A 17,979-nucleotide genomic window follows, 5' to 3' on the forward strand; every position below is an offset into this window, starting at 1 on the left:
TATGGCCAAAGCCAGGTCTGCCCCGGACGTATGGATGATCGTCTCCATTGCGCTCATTCTGGCTATCGGAATCATTATGGTATACAGTGCGAGCGCAGTGCTCGCTTTTCATGAATTCGGAGACCGCTATTATTACGTCAAGCGCCAGCTGCTGTTTGCCGGTCTCGGCGTCTGTGCGCTCATCTTCACCATGAATATGAATTACCTCGTTTGGCGCAAATGGGCAAAAATCGCCTTGATCATCTGCTTTGTTCTGCTTGTCATCGTATTGATCCCTGGTGTGGGCGTCGTGCGCGGCGGAGCGCGAAGCTGGCTTGGCATCAGCTCGTTCGGCATCCAGCCTTCCGAATTCATGAAGCTGGCGATGGTTTTATTTTTGGCAAAATGGCTTTCTGAGAAGCAGCAGACGATTACGCTGTTCGTCAAGGGACTGCTGCCTCCGCTTGGGATGGCGCTGCTCGCCTTCGGCCTTATTATGCTGCAGCCGGATCTTGGTTCCGGCGCGGTCATGGTCGCGGCATCGCTGCTTTTGATCTTTACGGCAGGTGCACAGCTCAAGCATTTAGGACTGCTCGCGCTTGCAGGCGCCGCAGGGCTTGTCGGCCTTATTTTGGCTGCTCCCTACCGGCTGCAGCGTATCTCGGGCTTCCTTGATCCATGGGCGGATCCGCTGGGCTCAGGCTATCAAATTATTCAATCGCTATATGCGATTGGCCCAGGAGGACTTGTCGGGCTTGGCCTCGGCATGAGCCGGCAGAAGTTCAGCTATTTGCCGGAGCCGCAAACGGATTTTATTTTCTCCATCGTTGCAGAAGAGCTTGGGTTTATCGGTGGTTCAGCTCTAATTGTGCTGTTTATGATCGTGATATGGCGCGGCATTCGAACGGCCATTTATGCGCCTGATACGTTCGGCAGTTTGCTCGCAGTCGGCATCACGAGCATTATCGGCGTTCAGGTGCTTATCAATATTGGTGTCGTTATCGGAATGATGCCTGTAACGGGCATTACGCTGCCGCTTGTCAGCTATGGCGGTTCATCGCTTACGCTTCTGCTCACATCGCTGGGCATTTTACTTAATATTTCACGTTATTCAAGGTGAATGAACAACTAGGCTTGCGGCGCTTGCTCCATACAATAAGCGGGCTTGCAGCCTGGCGCTATAGGCATTTGTCACACTACCCGGGCACAGGGCATAGGATACTCTTATAAATCGTGACCATCGCCGAGCGGGCCTGTTCTTCACCTTGAAGCAGAAGGAGGTTAGACAGCATGGAACATGTAGCTGAGCTGTTTGAAAATGAAAAAATTGGAAAAGTACTCATTAATGAACGGCTGGAAAATCATACTACTTGGAAAATAGGCGGTCCTGCCGATATTCTTATTATACCGGATGGAAAGCAGCAAATGATGTCGGCTGTCCGGCTGCTTCATGAAAACGGCATACCGTGGACCCATTTGGGACGCGGCTCCAATATGCTGGTGAGCGACAAGGGCATTCGCGGCGTTGTTATTAAACCGCGGGGCGGACTGGATTATGTTCGCTTCGACGGGAACACTGTTCATGCCGGAGCGGCTTATTCCTTCATTAAACTGTCAGTGATGTCCGGCAAGGAAGGACTGACAGGCTTGGAATTTGCCGGGGGCATTCCGGGAACCGTAGGCGGGGCCGTCTATATGAATGCCGGAGCGCATGGATCGGATGTGTCGCGTATTTTCAAGTCAGCCGAGATTGTACTGGGAAATGGTGAATTGGTAACCTACGGACCCGAGGATATGCAATTTTCTTACCGACATTCCGTGCTGCATGATCGCAAAGGGCTTGTGCTTTCTGCGACATTCGAGCTTGCGCCTGGAGACCGTCAGGAAATTGCTGCAACGCTGGCCTCATACAAGGAAAGGCGGCTGCGTACCCAACCGCTGCAGTTGGCATGTGCGGGCAGCGTCTTCCGCAACCCACCAGGCGATTATGCCGCCAGATTGATCGAGGAGGCGGGGCTTAAAGGCCACCGTGTAGGTGCAGCCGAAGTATCCGGGCTGCATGCCAATTTTATCGTCAACACCGGGCAAGCGACAGCTGAAGATGTGCTTACCCTCATGGCTCATATTCAAGGCGTCATTATGGATCGATATGGGATCAGCTTGGTGCCGGAAGTGCTGGTGGTGGGTGAGCGGTAATTCGGAGGTGAGACATTGGACAAATTGGTGATTGAAGGCGGGAAACCACTCTCAGGAACCATGGTTATCCAAGGAGCGAAAAATGCCGCTTTGCCAATATTGGCAGCCAGCTTATTGGCCGAAGGCGAAACGACGCTGGAGCATGTGCCCAAGCTGCTGGATATCGACGTCATGCTCAGCATACTGCGGGAACTCGGATGTCATGCGGAACATGAGGGCGATACGGTACAGCTGAACACGGAAAGCTTGCATCTCTCCCATGTGCCGGAAAAGTTAATGGGGCAGATGCGCTCGTCCATCTTTCTAATGGGGCCGCTTCTTGCGAGGTTTGGTGAAGTGCAGGTGTATCAGCCTGGCGGCTGCGCAATTGGGCAGCGCAAAATTGATTTGCATCTGGAGGGACTTCGGGCGCTCGGGGCCGATATTGAAGAAGCGGGCAATCGTATCATTTGCCGGGCAGACCGTCTCAAAGGAGCCGATATTCATCTAAGCTTCCCTAGTGTCGGAGCGACGGAAAATATGATGATGGCCGCGGTGCTTGCAGAAGGGCGAACGATGATTACGAATGCTGCTCGCGAGCCGGAAATTCAGGATTTGCAGCGGTTTCTGAATGCGATGGGTGCCGAGATGATCGGTGCTGGTACGGATACTATTACGATTAATGGCGTAAAGTCGCTTTCTCCCTGTAAGTACAAGGTCATTCCTGATCGAATTGTAACCGGCACCTTAATGGTTGCGGCTGCTGCGACGCGCGGTCAAATTACTCTTCTGAATACATGCCCCTCCCACTTGTCTTCCTTAATACACGTGCTTCGTCGGTCAGGTATTCAAATCACCACTCACGATGATATAATAAAAGTTAGCTGTGCATCCCGCCCCAAAGCCATTGAACGAATTGTGACTTCTCCATATCCTGCTTTTCCAACCGACCTGCAATCTCAAGTGATGGTGCTGCTGGCGCTTGCAGACGGAACGAGCATTATGAAGGAGACGATTTTCGAAGGCAGGCTGAAGCATGTTGACGAACTATCACGAATGGGTGCGGATATACTGGTTGATATGAATGCGGCTTTTATCCGGGGCGTTCCGCGTCTTTATGGAGCGACGGTGGAAGCAACGGATTTGCGGGCAGGGGCAGCGCTTGTAATCGCGGGCCTCGCTGCGCAAGGGAAGACGGTAGTGGAGCAAATTCATCATATTGATCGGGGTTATGATCGCATTGAGACGATGTTAAGCAGACTGGGAGCAAGGATTTCTCGCAATTCTCCTGTTCCTCAAGCTCCTAATAACTAGTGTATGCGAACAAGCGCCTGAATAGAAACTCCCGGCTCCTGCTATTTGGGAACCGGATGTTTTTGGGGAAAGAAGGGACAAGTTATGAGCGCGCCGATGCCAGTGCTTAAAAAACCGGTTGGCAAACGAAAGGGCAATCGCAAGCTGCTTAGCGTGCTTGTGCTGCTTTTTATCATTTTGCTGTCCGTGCTGTTTTTTAATTCTTCTATTAGCAAAATTTCGGAAATTCATATTGAAGGCACTGCCTATACAACTACTGCAGAAATTGGACAGGCTGCCGCTATATCGGTGGGCGACGCTTTTTTTGGTACAACGTCGGCAACGATCGAGGAAGCGGTTAAAGCGATTCCGACCATTAATAATGTCACCGTGGACAAAGCTTTCCCTGGGAAGGTGACGATTACGGTAGAGGAATATCCGGTCGTTGCCTTTGAGCTGTTCAGCGATGGCAATTTGACAGCACTGCTGGCGAACGGGTCGGAGCTTCCTGCAGCCAATGAGGAGCTATTAGTCAATAAGCCTGTATTGTCGGGGTGGAAGCAGGGAGATGTTTACCGCGTGGAGCTAGCGGAGCAGCTTGGCAAAATTCCGGTGAAGCAGCTGTCTGATTTATCCGAAATTATGCCATATCCATCCAAGGCGTATCCTGACCGCATCAAAATCTATACGCGCACGAAATTTGAGGTAGTAACAGCCATTTCATTGCTGAGCGAGAAAATCGAAACGATGAATGCGGTCATTGAAACACAGGAGCCTGGAAAAATCACCCTGCTGCTAGCGGATACTTATGATTCTTTTATTAAGGCAGATCCAGAAAATGAAGAGGACAGTTGAAATACAGACTACTCATTTTTAGAAAACAGTGATAAGATTTTATAGGTGGACTTTTTAAAAGAATGCAAAACGACATGCTTGGCGCTTAAACACCATATGAGTATTCTTTTAAATATAGGAAAGGATCTGATATTCCCGTCCTTTCTCTATATTTCTCGGAATGAAAACGCGCCGCGCCGCCAAAGGATGGCGACAACCGTTTCACCTTGATGAAATTAAAATTCATATAGAGTTAGAAAAATAGTGCTCTTAAAAAGAGGGATACTATTAACTGCGTTGAATATGTAAAAAGGCGTTTTGTGATTAAACTGATACAAGCTGTATAATTTATAAGTTGAAACGGAGGTGCCGCGGGTTGAGCAGCAACGACATCATCGTCAGTTTAGACATCGGTACGTCCAAAGTTCGTGCTATTATTGGCGAAGTGAATAACGGAGCCATTAATATTATTGGAGTTGGATCTGCCGACTCAGAGGGTATTCGCAAAGGAGCTATTGTAGATATCGACCAGACCGTTCAGTCGATTCGCAATGCGATTGAGCATGCGGAACGAATGGTAGGTATTCAAATATCAGACGTCTATGTAGGTATTCAAGGCAATCATATTGCTTTGCAAACCAATCATGGCGTCGTTGCCGTATCCAATGAGGACCGTGAAATTGGCGAAGAAGATATTGAAAGAGTTGTGCAGGCTGCGAAAGTAGTAGCCTTGCCGCCTGAACGCGAGATTATTAATTTAGTGCCGAAGCAGTATTTGGTAGACGGACTGGAGGGCATATCCGATCCTCGGGGGATGATCGGCGTGCGTCTGGAAGTGGAAGCCACCATTGTAACCGGTACTAAGACAGCGATACATAATTTGATGCGCTGTGTGGAGAAAGCAGGGCTCCGCATTTCTGGCGTCATATTGATGTCATTGGCATCCGGTGTCATATCGCTGACGAAAGACGAGAAAATGATGGGTACTGTACTTGCGGATATCGGAGCAGGCTCCTGTACGATTACGATTTTTGAGCAGGGCGGACTTGCCGCGACTGCTACGCTTCCTATCGGCGGAGAATACGTAACGAACGATATCGCTTACGGTTTGCGTACCCAAAGTGATCAAGCCGAGAAAATCAAGCTGAAATATGGCTGCTCCTACATTGGCGATGCTGCGGAAGATGTGAAGTTCAAAGTTCTCCGTATGGGAAGCAATGTAGAGAAGGAATTTTCTCAAGTCGATTTGGCGAGCATTATCGAGCCTCGGATGCAGGAGATTTTCAGCCTGATCAAGCAAGAGGTTCGTCGTCTTGGTTATCATGACAAGGTCAGCAGCTATGTGCTGACTGGAGGAGCAGTGACAATGCCGGGCACATTGGCGCTTGCTCAAGCAGAGCTTGAATCCACCGTACGCGTGGCACTTCCGGATTATATTGGCGTGCGCGATCCCGCTTACAGCAGCGGTGTAGGAATGATTCAATACGTATCGAAATATATGGGAGCGCGCGGAACGACCAGCACAGTGAAAAAAGCCGCAAGTAGCCGCAAAACGGGTTCCACCGCTTCATCCAAACCCGGTATGTTCGAACGGATAAAAAATATGTTTAATGAATTTATTTGATCGGGGGAAATTGATGATGTTGGAATTCGACATGGAATTGGAGCAGCTCGCTCAAATAAAAGTAATCGGCGTCGGCGGCGGCGGCAGCAATGCGGTTAACAGAATGATTGAAAATGGGGTAAAAGGTGTTGACTTTATTACCGTCAATACGGATGCTCAGGCGCTGCATTTGTCGAAATCCGAGCATAAGCTGCAAATCGGCGATAAGCTGACACGTGGACTTGGCGCGGGCGCTAACCCGGAAGTGGGTAAGAAGGCGGCTGAAGAATCTCGTGATCTCGCACTCAACCAGCTGAAAGGCTCGGACATGGTATTCGTTACCGCAGGTATGGGCGGCGGCACAGGCACAGGCGCTGCGCCTGTTATAGCCGAAATCGCAAGAGAATGCGGAGCGCTGACTGTAGGCGTAGTAACCCGTCCATTCACCTTCGAAGGCCGCAAGCGCGCCGCACAAGCGGAAATGGGCATAGAAGCGCTTAAAGAGAAAGTGGATACACTGATCGTTATCCCAAATGACCGCCTTTTGGAAATTGTTGACAAGAAGACGCCTATGCTGGAAGCGTTCCGTGAAGCGGATAACGTGCTTCGTCAAGCGGTGCAAGGTATTTCCGATTTGATCCAAGTACCGGGTCTGATCAACCTTGACTTCGCAGACGTTAAGACGATTATGACAGAGCGCGGCTCTGCACTGATGGGAATCGGCGAAGCCAGCGGTGAGAACCGTGCAGCAGAAGCGGCGAAGAAAGCGATTATGAGCCCGCTGCTGGAAACGTCCATTGATGGTGCACGTGGCGTTATTATGAACATTACAGGCGGCAGCAACCTGAGCCTGTATGAAGTTAATGAAGCAGCTGAAATTGTTATTTCCGCTTCCGATCCGGAAGTGAATATGATTTTTGGTGCCATTATTGACGATAATTTGAAAGATGAAATCAAAGTTACCGTCATTGCGACTGGCTTTGAACACAAGGCCGCTCCGGCTGCTAGACGCTCGCCGCAGCAGCAGGGAGAATCAGAGACTCGTCAGCCGGCAAGTCCGACCTCCGCGCCTGCTTCGACATCGTCTGTCAAGCCTTTTGGTGCCAGCACTTCGAGCGATCAGCTTGAAATTCCAGCCTTTTTACGAAACCGTCCACGCAGCGACCGCTAGATGGCGGTTTATAGCTTGCAACAAAGTCCGCTTTTCCCGTTATCCTTGGGGAGCGGGCTTTTTGCGTTCTCTAAAATATAGGAAAGATATGGTTTTCCATCCTTTCCTATATTTCTCAGACTGAAACGCGCCTCGCCGCCAGAGGATGGCGCCAGCCGTTTCACCTTGTTCTAAGCAGGAGCTAGTCCAAAACATTTTTGCTGCTGTCAAACGACCGCTTGTCCTGCCGTTTTTTATTCGCGCGCTCGACAAAAAAAGATGGCTCACCCCGTCATGATTAGACAGACTTTGAAATAGGATTTTAATATACTAGTCTCAATCGTTCTCACCGGCGCCATGCACCAAGCTTGGCGGACGGAATTCGCGGGAAGGTGACGATTGTGGCTGTATATGTCGATGTCATGTTTGTGCGGGAGCTGCTAGTGGACGGCGGGCTGCTGCTGACGACAGCATGGGCGAGAAACATTCGTGCCAAGCCATGGCGCGTGCTCGCCGCTGCAAGTGTTGGAGCCAGCTACGTCGTACTCATGCTGTTTCCGGTGCTGTCGATCCTGTTTACCTTGGTTGTCAAGCTAGGTATCTCGATGCTGATGCTTTGGATTGCCTTTGGTTATGGGTCGACTCAGCATTTTCTTCGCACGACGGCAGCCTTTTATGCCGTTAATTTTGTGGCGGCAGGAGCGATCATCGGCATTTATTATTTGCTGATGCAGGGCTCGGGAGAAGTATGGAGAACGATTGCCTTTGTCGATGGAAGCATGCATGTTGAGCTGAAAATGAGCCTTATTTATTTATTTGCAGCGTTTTGTATCGGGCTGTATATATACCGCACCGTGTTGACGCAGCGTCGTGAAAGGGAGTTGGTGCAAACTCATCTTGCCGATGTAAGTATTCATATTGAAAATCAGGAATTCCGCTGCATCGGATTGATTGATACGGGCAATCAGCTCTACGATCCGTTGTCACGAACTCCGGTAATGGTCGTTGAAGCCGCTCTTTGGCAAAATGAATTGCCACCTTTATGGCTGCAAAGCATTCGTGAGGCCGAGGTGGATCGTCTGGTAGCAGGCATGGGCGATGATATCTTTATTTGGCAGCATCGATTGCGTCTCATTCCTTACCGCGGCGTCAACCGCGGCTCGCAATTCATGCTGGCGCTAAAGCCGGATTTTGTCCGAATAGAGCGGGATGGCTGCATTTATGTGGCGAAAAAAGTGTTGATTGGGCTCGATGGCGGCAAGCTGACAGCAGACAGCTCGTATCAGGCGATCATTCATCCCGCTCTTGTGCAGACCCCGCAAGCGGATGTGAAACAGGAGACTGAAAAAACTACGATTATCGGGGAGGGATAGGCCGGATGCTCGTCAAGTGGAAATTGGTTCTGCAGTTATATTATTATCGGACTTTATTTTTATTCGGACTAAAAAGCGAAGAGATTTATTATATTGGTGGAAGCGAAGCGCTGCCGCCTCCCTTGACTCGGGAAGAAGAAGAATATTTGCTGGGCAAGCTGCCTTCTGGGGATACGGCTATCCGGGCGATGCTCATTGAGCGCAACCTGAGGCTTGTCGTATACATTGCCCGCAAATTCGAAAATACAGGCATTCACATTGAGGATTTGGTGTCCATCGGCGCCATTGGCTTAATTAAAGCGGTCAACACCTTTGATCCTGAGAAAAAAATCAAGCTGGCCACCTATGCGTCGCGGTGTATCGAAAATGAAATTCTCATGTATTTGCGCCGCAATAATAAAACGCGTACCGAGGTCTCTTTTGACGAGCCGCTGAATATTGATTGGGATGGCAATGAGCTGCTGCTGTCGGATGTGCTCGGAACGGAAAATGATACGATTTACCGCAATATTGAGGAGCAGGTCGATCGCAAGCTGCTGCATAAGGCGCTCGACAAGCTGACGGAGCGTGAACGCATCATTATGGAGCTGCGCTTCGGGCTTGCGGATGGGGAAGAGAAGACACAGAAGGACGTTGCCGATCTGCTCGGTATCTCTCAATCTTATATTTCGCGTTTGGAAAAACGCATTATTAAGCGGCTGCGCAAGGAGTTCAACAAAATGGTATAAAAGGGCAATCCATAGAGTTGCAAAGCGGAGGTCAAAACAGGAATATTTCGGGCGTCCGAGGAGATAATGAACATTAATGTTTCTCCTTGGGAGGTAATCACGTTGGCACGAAATAAAGTCGAGATCTGTGGAGTGGATACCGCGAAACTGCCTGTCCTGACAAATGTTGAAATGCGGGAGCTGTTCACCGCTTTGCAAACCCGCAATGAGTGGGCAGCCAGAGAGAAATTGGTTAATGGCAACCTGAGGCTTGTGCTCAGTGTCATTCAACGGTTTAACAATAGGGGAGAGTTTGTAGACGACTTGTTCCAGGTCGGCTGCATTGGACTTATGAAGGCGATAGATAATTTTGATCTTGGCCAGAACGTCAAATTTTCCACCTATGCCGTCCCGATGATTATCGGGGAAATCCGCCGTTATTTGCGCGACAATAACCCGATTCGCGTATCGCGAAGCCTGCGGGATATCGCTTATAAAGCGCTGCAAGCCAGAGACAGCCTGACGAATCAAAATTCGCGCGAGCCGACGATTTTTGAAATTTCCGAAATGCTGAATGTTCCAAAGGAAGATGTCGTGTTCGCGCTTGATGCGATCCAGGACCCGGTATCGTTGTTTGAGCCGATTTACCATGACGGCGGCGATCCGATTTATGTGATGGATCAAATTAGTGACGACAAAAACAAAGACGTGTCATGGATCGAGGAAATCGCGCTCCGCGAAGCGATGCATAAGCTGAACAATCGGGAAAAAATGATTTTGTCGATGCGCTTTTTCGAAGGCAAGACGCAAATGGAGGTCGCCGATGAAATCGGCATCTCGCAGGCTCAGGTATCACGCCTAGAAAAGTCGGCAATCCAGCAAATGCAGAAGCATGTTAAGACATAAATGCTCGTGAAAAAGAAGCACGGCTGCGTGAAGGCTTAATTTTCACGCAGCTTGCCTTTTGGGAAACAGGCCGGACAATGGTGTCCGGTCTTTTTAATTGCCTTTTAGTGCCTTTTAAACGCTTTTTGCAAGGGAAGAGGCAGCTGATTATGCCTGCTGGCCGCTGCTAAAGGCGGTTATTTTGCGAAAGAGGACATTTTGGGCGCGTCTTACATATACTGATATAAGAGACAGCATAGCTAGGCTAGGCAGGGTGCCCGGTCATGAAAAAGTTATTCATCCCGCTGGAAAAGTGGTGAGCAGAAGATGAAAATATCTGATTTTCAGACGAAGGATGTCATTAATATTGTGGACGGCAAGAAGCTTGGACATATTACCGATTTGGAGCTGGATTTGCGGCAGGGACGTATCGATTCGATCGTCATTCCGCAGTATAGCCGCTTTATGGGGCTGTTTGGCGGGCCTGGCGGCGAGGTCGTCATTCCTTGGCGCAACATTGTGAAAATCGGGGCAGATGTTGTGCTCGTTCGCATGGATGAAACGAAGCAGCGCCTGGAGGAAGAGGATTTGCACGCCAGAGGATAACAGGGTAAACTGCATAAAGAGGTGATGACCCGAATGGAAGCTTTTAAGTGGAATCATTCAGCGAAGAATCCTTCGCTTTTTTTGTTGTCTAATTGGATGGATGAAAATAAACAGCTGACTGCCGGTTTTACCGGCCGCGATGGCGGTGTAAGCGCCGCTCCTTGGGCGACGCTGAATATGGGGCTCCATGTCGGCGATGTCGACCCAGACGTCGTTCTTAACCGCCAGCGGGTTGCTGCTGCGGCCGGCTTTCCCTTCGAGGCGTGGACCTGCGCGGAGCAGGTGCATGGCGCTGATGTATATAAAGTAACCGAGCAGGACGCTGGGCGGGGCAGGGATTCCCGCAGCGATGCGATTGCGGATACCGATGCCCTGATGACAGATGTGCCGGGCATTTTGCTCGCCTCCTTTTATGCCGATTGCGTACCGCTTTATTTTTATGATCCGGAGCATCAGGCGGTAGCGCTTGCCCATGCAGGCTGGAAAGGAACTGCTGCGAACATTGCCAAAGTGACGCTTGAGGCGATGGCCGCGCAATATGGCACAAGAGCAGAGCATGTGCGCGCAGCCATCGGCCCATCGATTGGCGGCTGCTGTTATGAGGTGGATCAAACGGTCACGAGCAAGGTGCAGCCTATGCTGGATACATTCGCTTTGCAGGGCGAAGAAGCGCGTAATAAGTTGATGAAGCTGCTGCCAAATGGCAAGGCGATGGTCGACTTGAAAGAAATTAACCGTCAGATTATGATGAAAGCAGGAATTATGCCGATCCATATCGAATTAACACTGTGGTGTACTGGCTGTCGTCAAGATCTGTTTTTCTCCCATCGGATGGAGGGCGGCAAAACAGGACGAATGGCCAGCTGGATTGGGATTGCAAAGAGGTGACGAAATTGGAGAGCTCATTAACAGAGCGGATAGCAGAAGTACAGCGCCGGATCGATGCAGCGTGCGAGAGAAGCGGTCGTAAGCCGGAGGATGTGAACGTTATTGCGGTGACTAAATATGTATCGCTCGCTACCGCTGTACAGGCGTTTGACGAGGGGCTTCGCCATTTAGGCGAAAACCGCTTTCAGGACGCGCTGCCCAAGTGGGAAGCGATTAGCGGCGAGACAGCCGAAGGAGGCGATGGACAAGCCATCTGGCATTTCATCGGTTCGCTGCAGACGAATAAGGTTAAAGATGTCATAGGGAAGTTTACATACATTCACTCGCTGGATCGTTTGTCACTTGCACAGGCGATTGAAAAGCGAGCAGCGCAGCTTGGCGTGCAGGTGCCCTGTATGATTCAGGTTAATGTATCGGGCGAAGACTCCAAGCATGGCCTTGAACCGGAGCAGCTGCCGGAGCTTTTGGAAGCGATTAAAGGCTTTCAGTATGTACAGCCCGTTGGCTTAATGACGATGGCGCCTTATGAGGCTGAAGCTGAGCAGACCCGGCCCGTATTCCGCGCCTTGCGGGAGCTGAGGGATAAGATGAATAGGGCAGTGGTTTTGAACGCTCCGCTGACGGAACTTTCCATGGGCATGTCAAACGACTTTGAGGTCGCGATTGAAGAAGGCGCAACGTGGATTAGATTAGGAACGATACTTGTGGGAAAAGAGGGATGACGAATGGGCGTTATGAATAAGTTTATGAATTTTCTTGGTTTGCAGGAGGAAGAAGAGATCATTGAACGGGAAAGAAGCGCGCAGCCGGAGGAGCCAGACCATGAAATTGAAACCTCTCCGTTCGAAGCACGTAAAAATACAAAGGGCAACAACATTGTAAGCATACATTCGCAGAAAAATGTACGAGTCATCTTGAGCGAGCCGCGCTCCTACGATGAGGCGCAGGATATTGCCGATCATCTGCGTTCGCGACGTGCCGTCATTGTGAACCTGCAGCGTGTGCGTACAGACTTGGCGCTTCGCATTGTTGATTTCCTCAGCGGTACAGTGTACGCTTTGGGTGGCAATATTTCGAAGCTCGGCCCGAACATTTTCCTATGTACGCCGGATTCGGTTGAAATTCAAGGGTCGATTACGGAAATGATGGCAGAGGACAATGAATACTCCCAAATGAGGTGACCACCGATTGTTTAGTAGTGTATCAGGGTTCATTATGAACCTTCAAAGTATTTACAGCTTTATGATTATTGGTTATGTTTTAATGTCGTGGTTGCCGAATGCGCGCGAAAGCTTTATAGGCGTATTTTTAGGCAAGCTGGTTGAGCCTTACTTAGGCATTTTCCGCCGTTTCATTCCATCGATTGGTGGCATGATCGATATTTCCCCAATCGTAGCGATTTTTGCGCTTCGTTTTGTGGCAATGGGGCTCATTGCGGTAGTAGGCTTTATACTGCCGGGCTAGATTTTAAAAGTTAGGAAGGGAATTTCAATGAAATTACCTATATATGACCATTTCCACCCGGACGAGAAGCCATTCGTTGACCGGGCATGGGAATGGGTGGAACGGTCCGCACAGCAGCATGAGCTGAAGCGGACCGATTTTTTGGACCCGAGACAGGCGCAAATCGTGCAAAGCCTCGTCAATCGTCATCCGGATGTGGAGCTGAGGCTTGATGGCGGCTATCCGGAGGCCGAGCGCCGCCGGGCGATTATTGGGCCAGATTATCGGGATCTGAATCAGGAGCTTGCCGGTATCGCTGTGCTGGAGGTTCAGATCAGCGGCCCTGGCGGGACAAGCCAGCAGCTCGATCATGGCGACTATCTTGGCGCCTTGCTGGGCCTTGGCATAAAGCGTGACCGGGTAGGGGACATTCATGTCCATGAAACCTTCACTCACATTATGATGACGGAAGACATTGCGGATTATTTGAACGTTCATTTGAGGCAGGTGCACCGGGCGAGTGTATTGACTGAAATTATTCCATTGTCCTCTTTATTGCCAGTGGTGCCGGAGCTGCAGGAAATGAGCTTTACAGTAGCTTCGATGCGGGTGGATGGTATTGCGAGCGATGTGCATCGAATCAGCCGTACAAAGATCGTAGATCCTATCCGCGCCGGCAGATGCCGGGTGAACTGGAAAACGGTGGAGGACCCGTCCGAGCAATTGCGTGAAGGCGATGTCGTTTCAATCAAAGGGCTGGGCCGATTTAAAGTTTTGGAGGCGGATGGCGTGACGAAGAAAGGCAGAATTCGGCTGAAGGTAGGCAAATTTATTTAGCCCTAATGCAGGATTTTGCTGGCGGTTGTCGAATCCTTTCCACAGCAAATGTTTTCCGGTATGGAAATAAGTCGAGGAGGTGCGCCGATGCCGTTAACGCCATTGGACATACATAATAAGGAATTTGGTCGCCGGTTGCGCGGCTATGACGAGGATGAGGTCAATGAGTTTCTTGACCAGGTCATTAAAGATTATGAAACGATTATCCGCGAAAATAAGGAGCTGCAGAACCAGATCCTTAATATGCAGGAGAAGCTGAACCATTTCTCGAACATCGAAGAGACGCTGAGCAAGACGATTATCGTCGCACAAGAGGCGGCTGACGAGGTTCGAAGCAATGCGAAGAAGGAAGCGCAGCTGATCATCAAGGAAGCGGAGAAAAATGCGGATCGCATTATTAATGACTCGCTGAGCAAGTCGCGCAAAGTATCGGTTGAGGTTGAAGAGCTGAAGAAGCAGGCATCGATCTTCCGTGCACGGTTCCGTACGCTTGTAGAAGCGCAGCTGGAGCTGCTCAGCCAGGACGATTGGAGAACGCTTGATCCAGGCCAGCATCCGGAGCTGGAACAGCTTTCCCGCGGTTAATCCGCACAAGGCTGATTGACAACAGGTCAGCGATACGCTATAAATAGGATTAATGATTGTTCAGATGTAAAACTTCGTTGACGAGAACGAGTATGTAGCGTTGCTTGATCCCCAGAGAGTCGTTGCTTTGCTGCAAGACGACGTTCAAGCGGTTACAGAATATCCTCTCCGAGAAGCGGCGCCGAAACTTTGCCAGACCAGCTGCGTTTCAAGGCTGTAAGGTACGAGGAGTAAGGGCTGACGGTCTGTCCTCCGTTACAAGGACCGTGGATGCTAAGGCATTCACGCCAAAGGTGCCGTCTTTTAAGCTGCTTATGCAGCGACGATGACGGAACAAGGGTGGTAACGCGAGCAAGCCTCGTCCCTTCTACAGGGGCGGGGCTTTATTTTTTTTTCGGGAGGAAATTGAAGATGCAACGTGTAGATGTGAAGGAAAAAGCAAGAACGCGCGAGCTTCGCGTATTGAAGCAGTGGGCGGATAACGATACGTTCAAAAAATCGATTGAAAACCGCGAGGGCAAGCCGAATTTCGTATTTTATGAAGGTCCTCCGACCGCTAACGGCGCGCCGCATATCGGCCACGTGCTGGGCCGTGTCATCAAAGATTTTATTTGCCGCTACAAAACGATGTCCGGCTACCGCGTTGTTCGCAAAGCGGGCTGGGATACGCATGGCCTGCCTGTTGAGCTTGGCGTTGAGAAGCAGCTTGGCATTTCTGGCAAGCAGGAGATCGAGAATTACGGCGTAGAAGCTTTTATCAAAAAATGCAAGGACAGCGTCTTTGAATATGAGAAGCAGTGGCGTGAGCTGACCGAGGGCATCGCTTATTGGACAGATCTGGATAACCCGTACATTACGCTTAAAAACGAATATATCGAAAGTGTATGGCATATTCTTTCGACGATTCATAACAAGGGCTTGCTGTATCGCGGCCACCGCGTCAGCCCGTATTGCCCTTGCTGCCAAACGACGCTAAGCTCCCACGAGGTTGCGCAGGGCTATGAGGACGTTAAAGATTTGAGCGCCACTGTCAAGTTTAAGCTTGCTGGCAGCGGCGAATCTGTACTGGCATGGACGACAACACCTTGGACCTTGCCAGCAAACGTAGCATTAGCTGTCAATCCTGAGCTTGAATACGTCCGTGTAGCAAGTGGCGGCGAAGTATTTATCGTCGCTCAAAACCTGGTGGAGAGCGTATTTAAGGAGGAGCACGAAGTGCTGTCCTCGCTTAAGGGCTCCGAGCTGGTAGGCCAAAGCTACGAGCCTCCTTTCAGCTACGTTGCCGTAGAAAATGCACATAAAGTCATCGCTGGAGATTTCGTAAGCGATACGAGCGGTACAGGTATCGTACACATTGCGCCGGCTCACGGTGAGGATGACTACAGAGTGGCACGCCAGAACGGCATCAGCATGCTGAACGTCGTGAACAATGCCGGCCGTTATGTCGATGAAGTGACGGACCTCGCTGGACGCTTCGTCAAAGATTGCGATGTTGACATTGTGAAAATGCTCAGTGAGCGCGGGCTGCTGTTCTCGAAAGAGCGTTACGAGCATAGCTATCCGTTCTGCTGGCGTTGTAAATCGCCGCTATTGTATTACGCGACAGAAAGCTGGTTCATTGAGACGACAGCAGTTAAAGATCAGCTGATCGCTAACAACAATGGGGTAGACTGGTACCCAGGCCACATCCGCGATGGACGCTTCGGCAAATTCCTTGAGGATCTAGTGGACTGGAACATCAGCCGCAACCGTTATTGGGGAACGCCGCTGAACGTATGGATTTGCGAAGCGACAGGCAAGCAATATTCGCCTGGCAGCATTGCCGATCTGCGCGAGCGTGCAGTTGGCGACGTGCCGGAGGACATTGAGCTGCATAAGCCTTACGTCGATGAAATCAAGCTGAAATCGCCGTTTGCCGAAGGCGCAGTCATGACGCGTACGCCGGAAGTGATTGATGTATGGTTCGACAGCGGCTCGATGCCGTTTGCTCAGCATCATGTGCCTTTTGAAAATGCCGAGCGTTTCGCTGAGCAGTATCCGGCTGATATTATTTGCGAAGGCATCGATCAGACGCGCGGCTGGTTCTACAGCCTGCTTGCGGTATCGACGCTCTACAACGGCAAAGCGCCGTATAAAGCGGTGATTTCGACCGGACATATTTTGGATGAAAATGGTCAGAAAATGTCCAAATCCAAAGGCAATGTTATTGATCCTTGGGAAATTATCAACGAGTACGGCACGGATGCTTTCCGTTGGGCCTTGCTTGCGGATAGCGCTCCGTGGAACAGCAAACGCTTCTCGCGTTCGATCGTAGGCGAAGCAAAATCCAAAGTCATTGACACCATTGTCAACACGCATGCTTTCTACGCGCTGTATGCAACCATCGACGGCTTCGATCACCAAAAGCATGAAGAGCGTCATTCGGCGAATAAGCTGGATCGCTGGATCGTCTCGCGTCTGAACAGCCTGATTAAGACGACTGTGAAGGGCCTTGACGGAAATGACTTCCTGAATCCGGCGAAGGCGATTGAAATTTTCGTTGACGAGCTGAGCAACTGGTATATCCGTCGTTCCCGTGACCGTTTCTGGGGCAGCGGACTGACCGAGGATAAGATCAATGCCTATCAAACGCTGCGTCATGTGCTCCTGACACTGGCACGCGTCATTGCGCCATATGCGCCGCTGCTGGCGGAAGATCTCTATGGCAACCTTGGCGGCGGAGAAAGCGTCCATCTCGCAAACTATCCTACAGCCGACGAGTCCGCTATTGACCTAACGCTAGAGCAGGATATGGAAAGCGCGAAGCAAATCGTCGAGCTTGCCCGCAACGTCCGTAACGAAACGGGCATCAAGACGCGTCAGCCGCTGTCTGAGCTGATCGTGTCCCTTGACCGTGAGTTTGACGTAGCAGGCTATGAGGAAATCGTGAAGGATGAAATCAATGTCAAATCGATCGTTGTGCAAAACAGCGACAGCGGATTTGTTGATTTTACATTCAAGCTGAACCTCAAAGTCGCTGGTAAAAAATACGGCAAAAACGTTGGTCCGATTCAGGCATATCTGAAATCGCTGACGGCAGACGAGACGCGCGCCATTATAGCGCATGGCTCGCTCGCTATGGCGGTGGATGCGGAGGAGCTGTTCATTCCTGTCGAGGAGCTTCTCGTTGAGAAGCAAGCGAAATCCGGCTTTGCGTCCGCCTCGGGCAGCGGCATTACCGTAGCCTTGAACACGGACATTACGCCTGAGCTGGAGCAAGAGGGCTGGGTGCGTGAAGTGATCCGTGCGGTTCAAGATACGCGCAAAAAGCTGGATCTGCCAATCGAGAAGCGCATTGACCTGGTGCTTAGCGTCGATGAAGGTCTGCGCGCAGCGCTTGAAGCTTTCAGCCATGTGCTGGAGGAAAATGTACTGCTGAGCAGCGTTTCCTATGAAGAGCTGGAAGGCAGCGAGCGGATCCAATTGGGCGAGAAGGAAATTGGTATTTTGATCAAAGGTTAAAACGAAGGCGAAGGCGTAGGCGCGAATAATTTTGTGCCGAGCTTCTTTTAATCAGCATAAGAAAAAGGCGTTTAAGGATATAGTATAAGGAGCTAATAAAAAACGAGCATAGCCTATGCT

The 17,979-nt window shown here is 50.4% G+C and carries 17 protein-coding genes and 1 other annotated feature; all 17 genes read left to right on the plus strand.

The features are described from left to right. The first annotated feature begins 1 nt into the window (after nucleotide 1). The 17 genes from spoVE (at nucleotide 2) to ileS (ending at nucleotide 17,859) form a co-directional block, all read left to right on the plus strand. Entirely contained in the window at nucleotides 2–1,099 is a 1,098-nt protein-coding gene (gene spoVE, locus MHB80_RS11055; RefSeq protein ID WP_341282186.1) for a stage V sporulation protein E, read from the plus strand. Nucleotides 1,100–1,269: 170 nt separating this feature from the next. Continuing rightward, nucleotides 1,270–2,175 (plus strand): UDP-N-acetylmuramate dehydrogenase, encoded by a 906-nt coding sequence (gene murB, locus MHB80_RS11060; RefSeq protein ID WP_341282187.1) that lies wholly within the window; start codon nucleotides 1,270–1,272, stop codon nucleotides 2,173–2,175. A gap of 15 nt (nucleotides 2,176–2,190) precedes the next feature. Next, on the plus strand, nucleotides 2,191–3,468 hold the full coding sequence (murA, locus tag MHB80_RS11065; RefSeq protein ID WP_341282188.1) for a UDP-N-acetylglucosamine 1-carboxyvinyltransferase: 1,278 nt from the start codon (nucleotides 2,191–2,193) through the stop codon (nucleotides 3,466–3,468). Between the two features lie 84 nt (nucleotides 3,469–3,552). Next, entirely contained in the window at nucleotides 3,553–4,302 is a 750-nt protein-coding gene (locus tag MHB80_RS11070) for an FtsQ-type POTRA domain-containing protein (RefSeq protein WP_341282189.1), read from the plus strand. Nucleotides 4,303–4,657: 355 nt separating this feature from the next. Beyond that, nucleotides 4,658–5,905: a cell division protein FtsA gene (gene ftsA, locus MHB80_RS11075; RefSeq protein WP_341282190.1), complete on the plus strand. Its 1,248-nt coding sequence runs from the start codon at nucleotides 4,658–4,660 to the stop codon at nucleotides 5,903–5,905. 16 nt (nucleotides 5,906–5,921) lie between these two features. Beyond that, a complete protein-coding gene (ftsZ, locus tag MHB80_RS11080) occupies nucleotides 5,922–7,055 on the plus strand; it encodes a cell division protein FtsZ (protein ID WP_046230419.1) in 1,134 nt (377 codons plus the stop codon). Nucleotides 7,056–7,402: 347 nt separating this feature from the next. Continuing rightward, nucleotides 7,403–8,407: a sigma-E processing peptidase SpoIIGA gene (spoIIGA, locus tag MHB80_RS11085; RefSeq protein ID WP_341282191.1), complete on the plus strand. Its 1,005-nt coding sequence runs from the start codon at nucleotides 7,403–7,405 to the stop codon at nucleotides 8,405–8,407. A 5-nt stretch (nucleotides 8,408–8,412) separates the two neighbouring features. Next, a complete protein-coding gene (sigE, locus tag MHB80_RS11090; RefSeq protein ID WP_046230421.1) occupies nucleotides 8,413–9,135 on the plus strand; it encodes an RNA polymerase sporulation sigma factor SigE in 723 nt (240 codons plus the stop codon). Nucleotides 9,136–9,237: 102 nt separating this feature from the next. Then, nucleotides 9,238–10,020, plus strand: a complete 783-nt coding sequence (gene sigG / locus MHB80_RS11095) for an RNA polymerase sporulation sigma factor SigG (protein WP_338555683.1) — start codon at nucleotides 9,238–9,240, stop codon at nucleotides 10,018–10,020. Nucleotides 10,021–10,326: 306 nt separating this feature from the next. Beyond that, on the plus strand, nucleotides 10,327–10,605 hold the full coding sequence (locus MHB80_RS11100) for a YlmC/YmxH family sporulation protein (protein WP_046230423.1): 279 nt from the start codon (nucleotides 10,327–10,329) through the stop codon (nucleotides 10,603–10,605). A 33-nt stretch (nucleotides 10,606–10,638) separates the two neighbouring features. Beyond that, entirely contained in the window at nucleotides 10,639–11,493 is an 855-nt protein-coding gene (gene pgeF, locus MHB80_RS11105; RefSeq protein ID WP_341282192.1) for a peptidoglycan editing factor PgeF, read from the plus strand. Nucleotides 11,494–11,498: 5 nt separating this feature from the next. After that, entirely contained in the window at nucleotides 11,499–12,215 is a 717-nt protein-coding gene (locus MHB80_RS11110) for a YggS family pyridoxal phosphate-dependent enzyme (RefSeq protein ID WP_341282193.1), read from the plus strand. A 3-nt stretch (nucleotides 12,216–12,218) separates the two neighbouring features. Continuing rightward, on the plus strand, nucleotides 12,219–12,674 hold the full coding sequence (gene sepF / locus MHB80_RS11115) for a cell division protein SepF (RefSeq protein WP_341282194.1): 456 nt from the start codon (nucleotides 12,219–12,221) through the stop codon (nucleotides 12,672–12,674). 34 nt (nucleotides 12,675–12,708) lie between these two features. After that, entirely contained in the window at nucleotides 12,709–12,957 is a 249-nt protein-coding gene (locus MHB80_RS11120) for a YggT family protein (RefSeq protein ID WP_046230427.1), read from the plus strand. 27 nt (nucleotides 12,958–12,984) lie between these two features. Continuing rightward, a complete protein-coding gene (locus MHB80_RS11125; protein ID WP_341282195.1) occupies nucleotides 12,985–13,773 on the plus strand; it encodes a YlmH/Sll1252 family protein in 789 nt (262 codons plus the stop codon). An 87-nt stretch (nucleotides 13,774–13,860) separates the two neighbouring features. Next, a complete protein-coding gene (locus tag MHB80_RS11130) occupies nucleotides 13,861–14,358 on the plus strand; it encodes a DivIVA domain-containing protein (RefSeq protein ID WP_341282196.1) in 498 nt (165 codons plus the stop codon). Between the two features lie 68 nt (nucleotides 14,359–14,426). Beyond that, nucleotides 14,427–14,727 (plus strand) — a binding site (T-box leader). Between the two features lie 42 nt (nucleotides 14,728–14,769). Further along, nucleotides 14,770–17,859, plus strand: a complete 3,090-nt coding sequence (gene ileS / locus MHB80_RS11135) for an isoleucine--tRNA ligase (RefSeq protein ID WP_341282197.1) — start codon at nucleotides 14,770–14,772, stop codon at nucleotides 17,857–17,859. The last annotated feature ends 120 nt before the right edge of the window (nucleotides 17,860–17,979 follow it).

This window comes from Paenibacillus sp. FSL H8-0537, from assembly GCF_038051995.1.
In the GTDB taxonomy this organism is placed as follows: Bacteria; Bacillota; Bacilli; order Paenibacillales; family Paenibacillaceae; genus Pristimantibacillus.

What these genes read in the sequence shown, in the direction of transcription:
- spoVE (WP_341282186.1), top strand. Translation starts at nt 2, where the DNA reads ATGGCCAAAGCCAGGTCTGCCCCGGACGTATGGATGATCGTCTCCATT.
- murB (WP_341282187.1), top strand. Translation starts at nt 1,270, where the DNA reads ATGGAACATGTAGCTGAGCTGTTTGAAAATGAAAAAATTGGAAAAGTA.
- MHB80_RS11070 (WP_341282189.1), top strand. Translation starts at nt 3,553, where the DNA reads ATGAGCGCGCCGATGCCAGTGCTTAAAAAACCGGTTGGCAAACGAAAG.
- ftsZ (WP_046230419.1), top strand. Translation starts at nt 5,922, where the DNA reads ATGTTGGAATTCGACATGGAATTGGAGCAGCTCGCTCAAATAAAAGTA.
- sigE (WP_046230421.1), top strand. Translation starts at nt 8,413, where the DNA reads ATGCTCGTCAAGTGGAAATTGGTTCTGCAGTTATATTATTATCGGACT.
- MHB80_RS11100 (WP_046230423.1), top strand. Translation starts at nt 10,327, where the DNA reads ATGAAAATATCTGATTTTCAGACGAAGGATGTCATTAATATTGTGGAC.
- pgeF (WP_341282192.1), top strand. Translation starts at nt 10,639, where the DNA reads ATGGAAGCTTTTAAGTGGAATCATTCAGCGAAGAATCCTTCGCTTTTT.
- sepF (WP_341282194.1), top strand. Translation starts at nt 12,219, where the DNA reads ATGGGCGTTATGAATAAGTTTATGAATTTTCTTGGTTTGCAGGAGGAA.
- MHB80_RS11120 (WP_046230427.1), top strand. Translation starts at nt 12,709, where the DNA reads ATGAACCTTCAAAGTATTTACAGCTTTATGATTATTGGTTATGTTTTA.
- MHB80_RS11125 (WP_341282195.1), top strand. Translation starts at nt 12,985, where the DNA reads ATGAAATTACCTATATATGACCATTTCCACCCGGACGAGAAGCCATTC.
- MHB80_RS11130 (WP_341282196.1), top strand. Translation starts at nt 13,861, where the DNA reads ATGCCGTTAACGCCATTGGACATACATAATAAGGAATTTGGTCGCCGG.
- ileS (WP_341282197.1), top strand. Translation starts at nt 14,770, where the DNA reads ATGCAACGTGTAGATGTGAAGGAAAAAGCAAGAACGCGCGAGCTTCGC.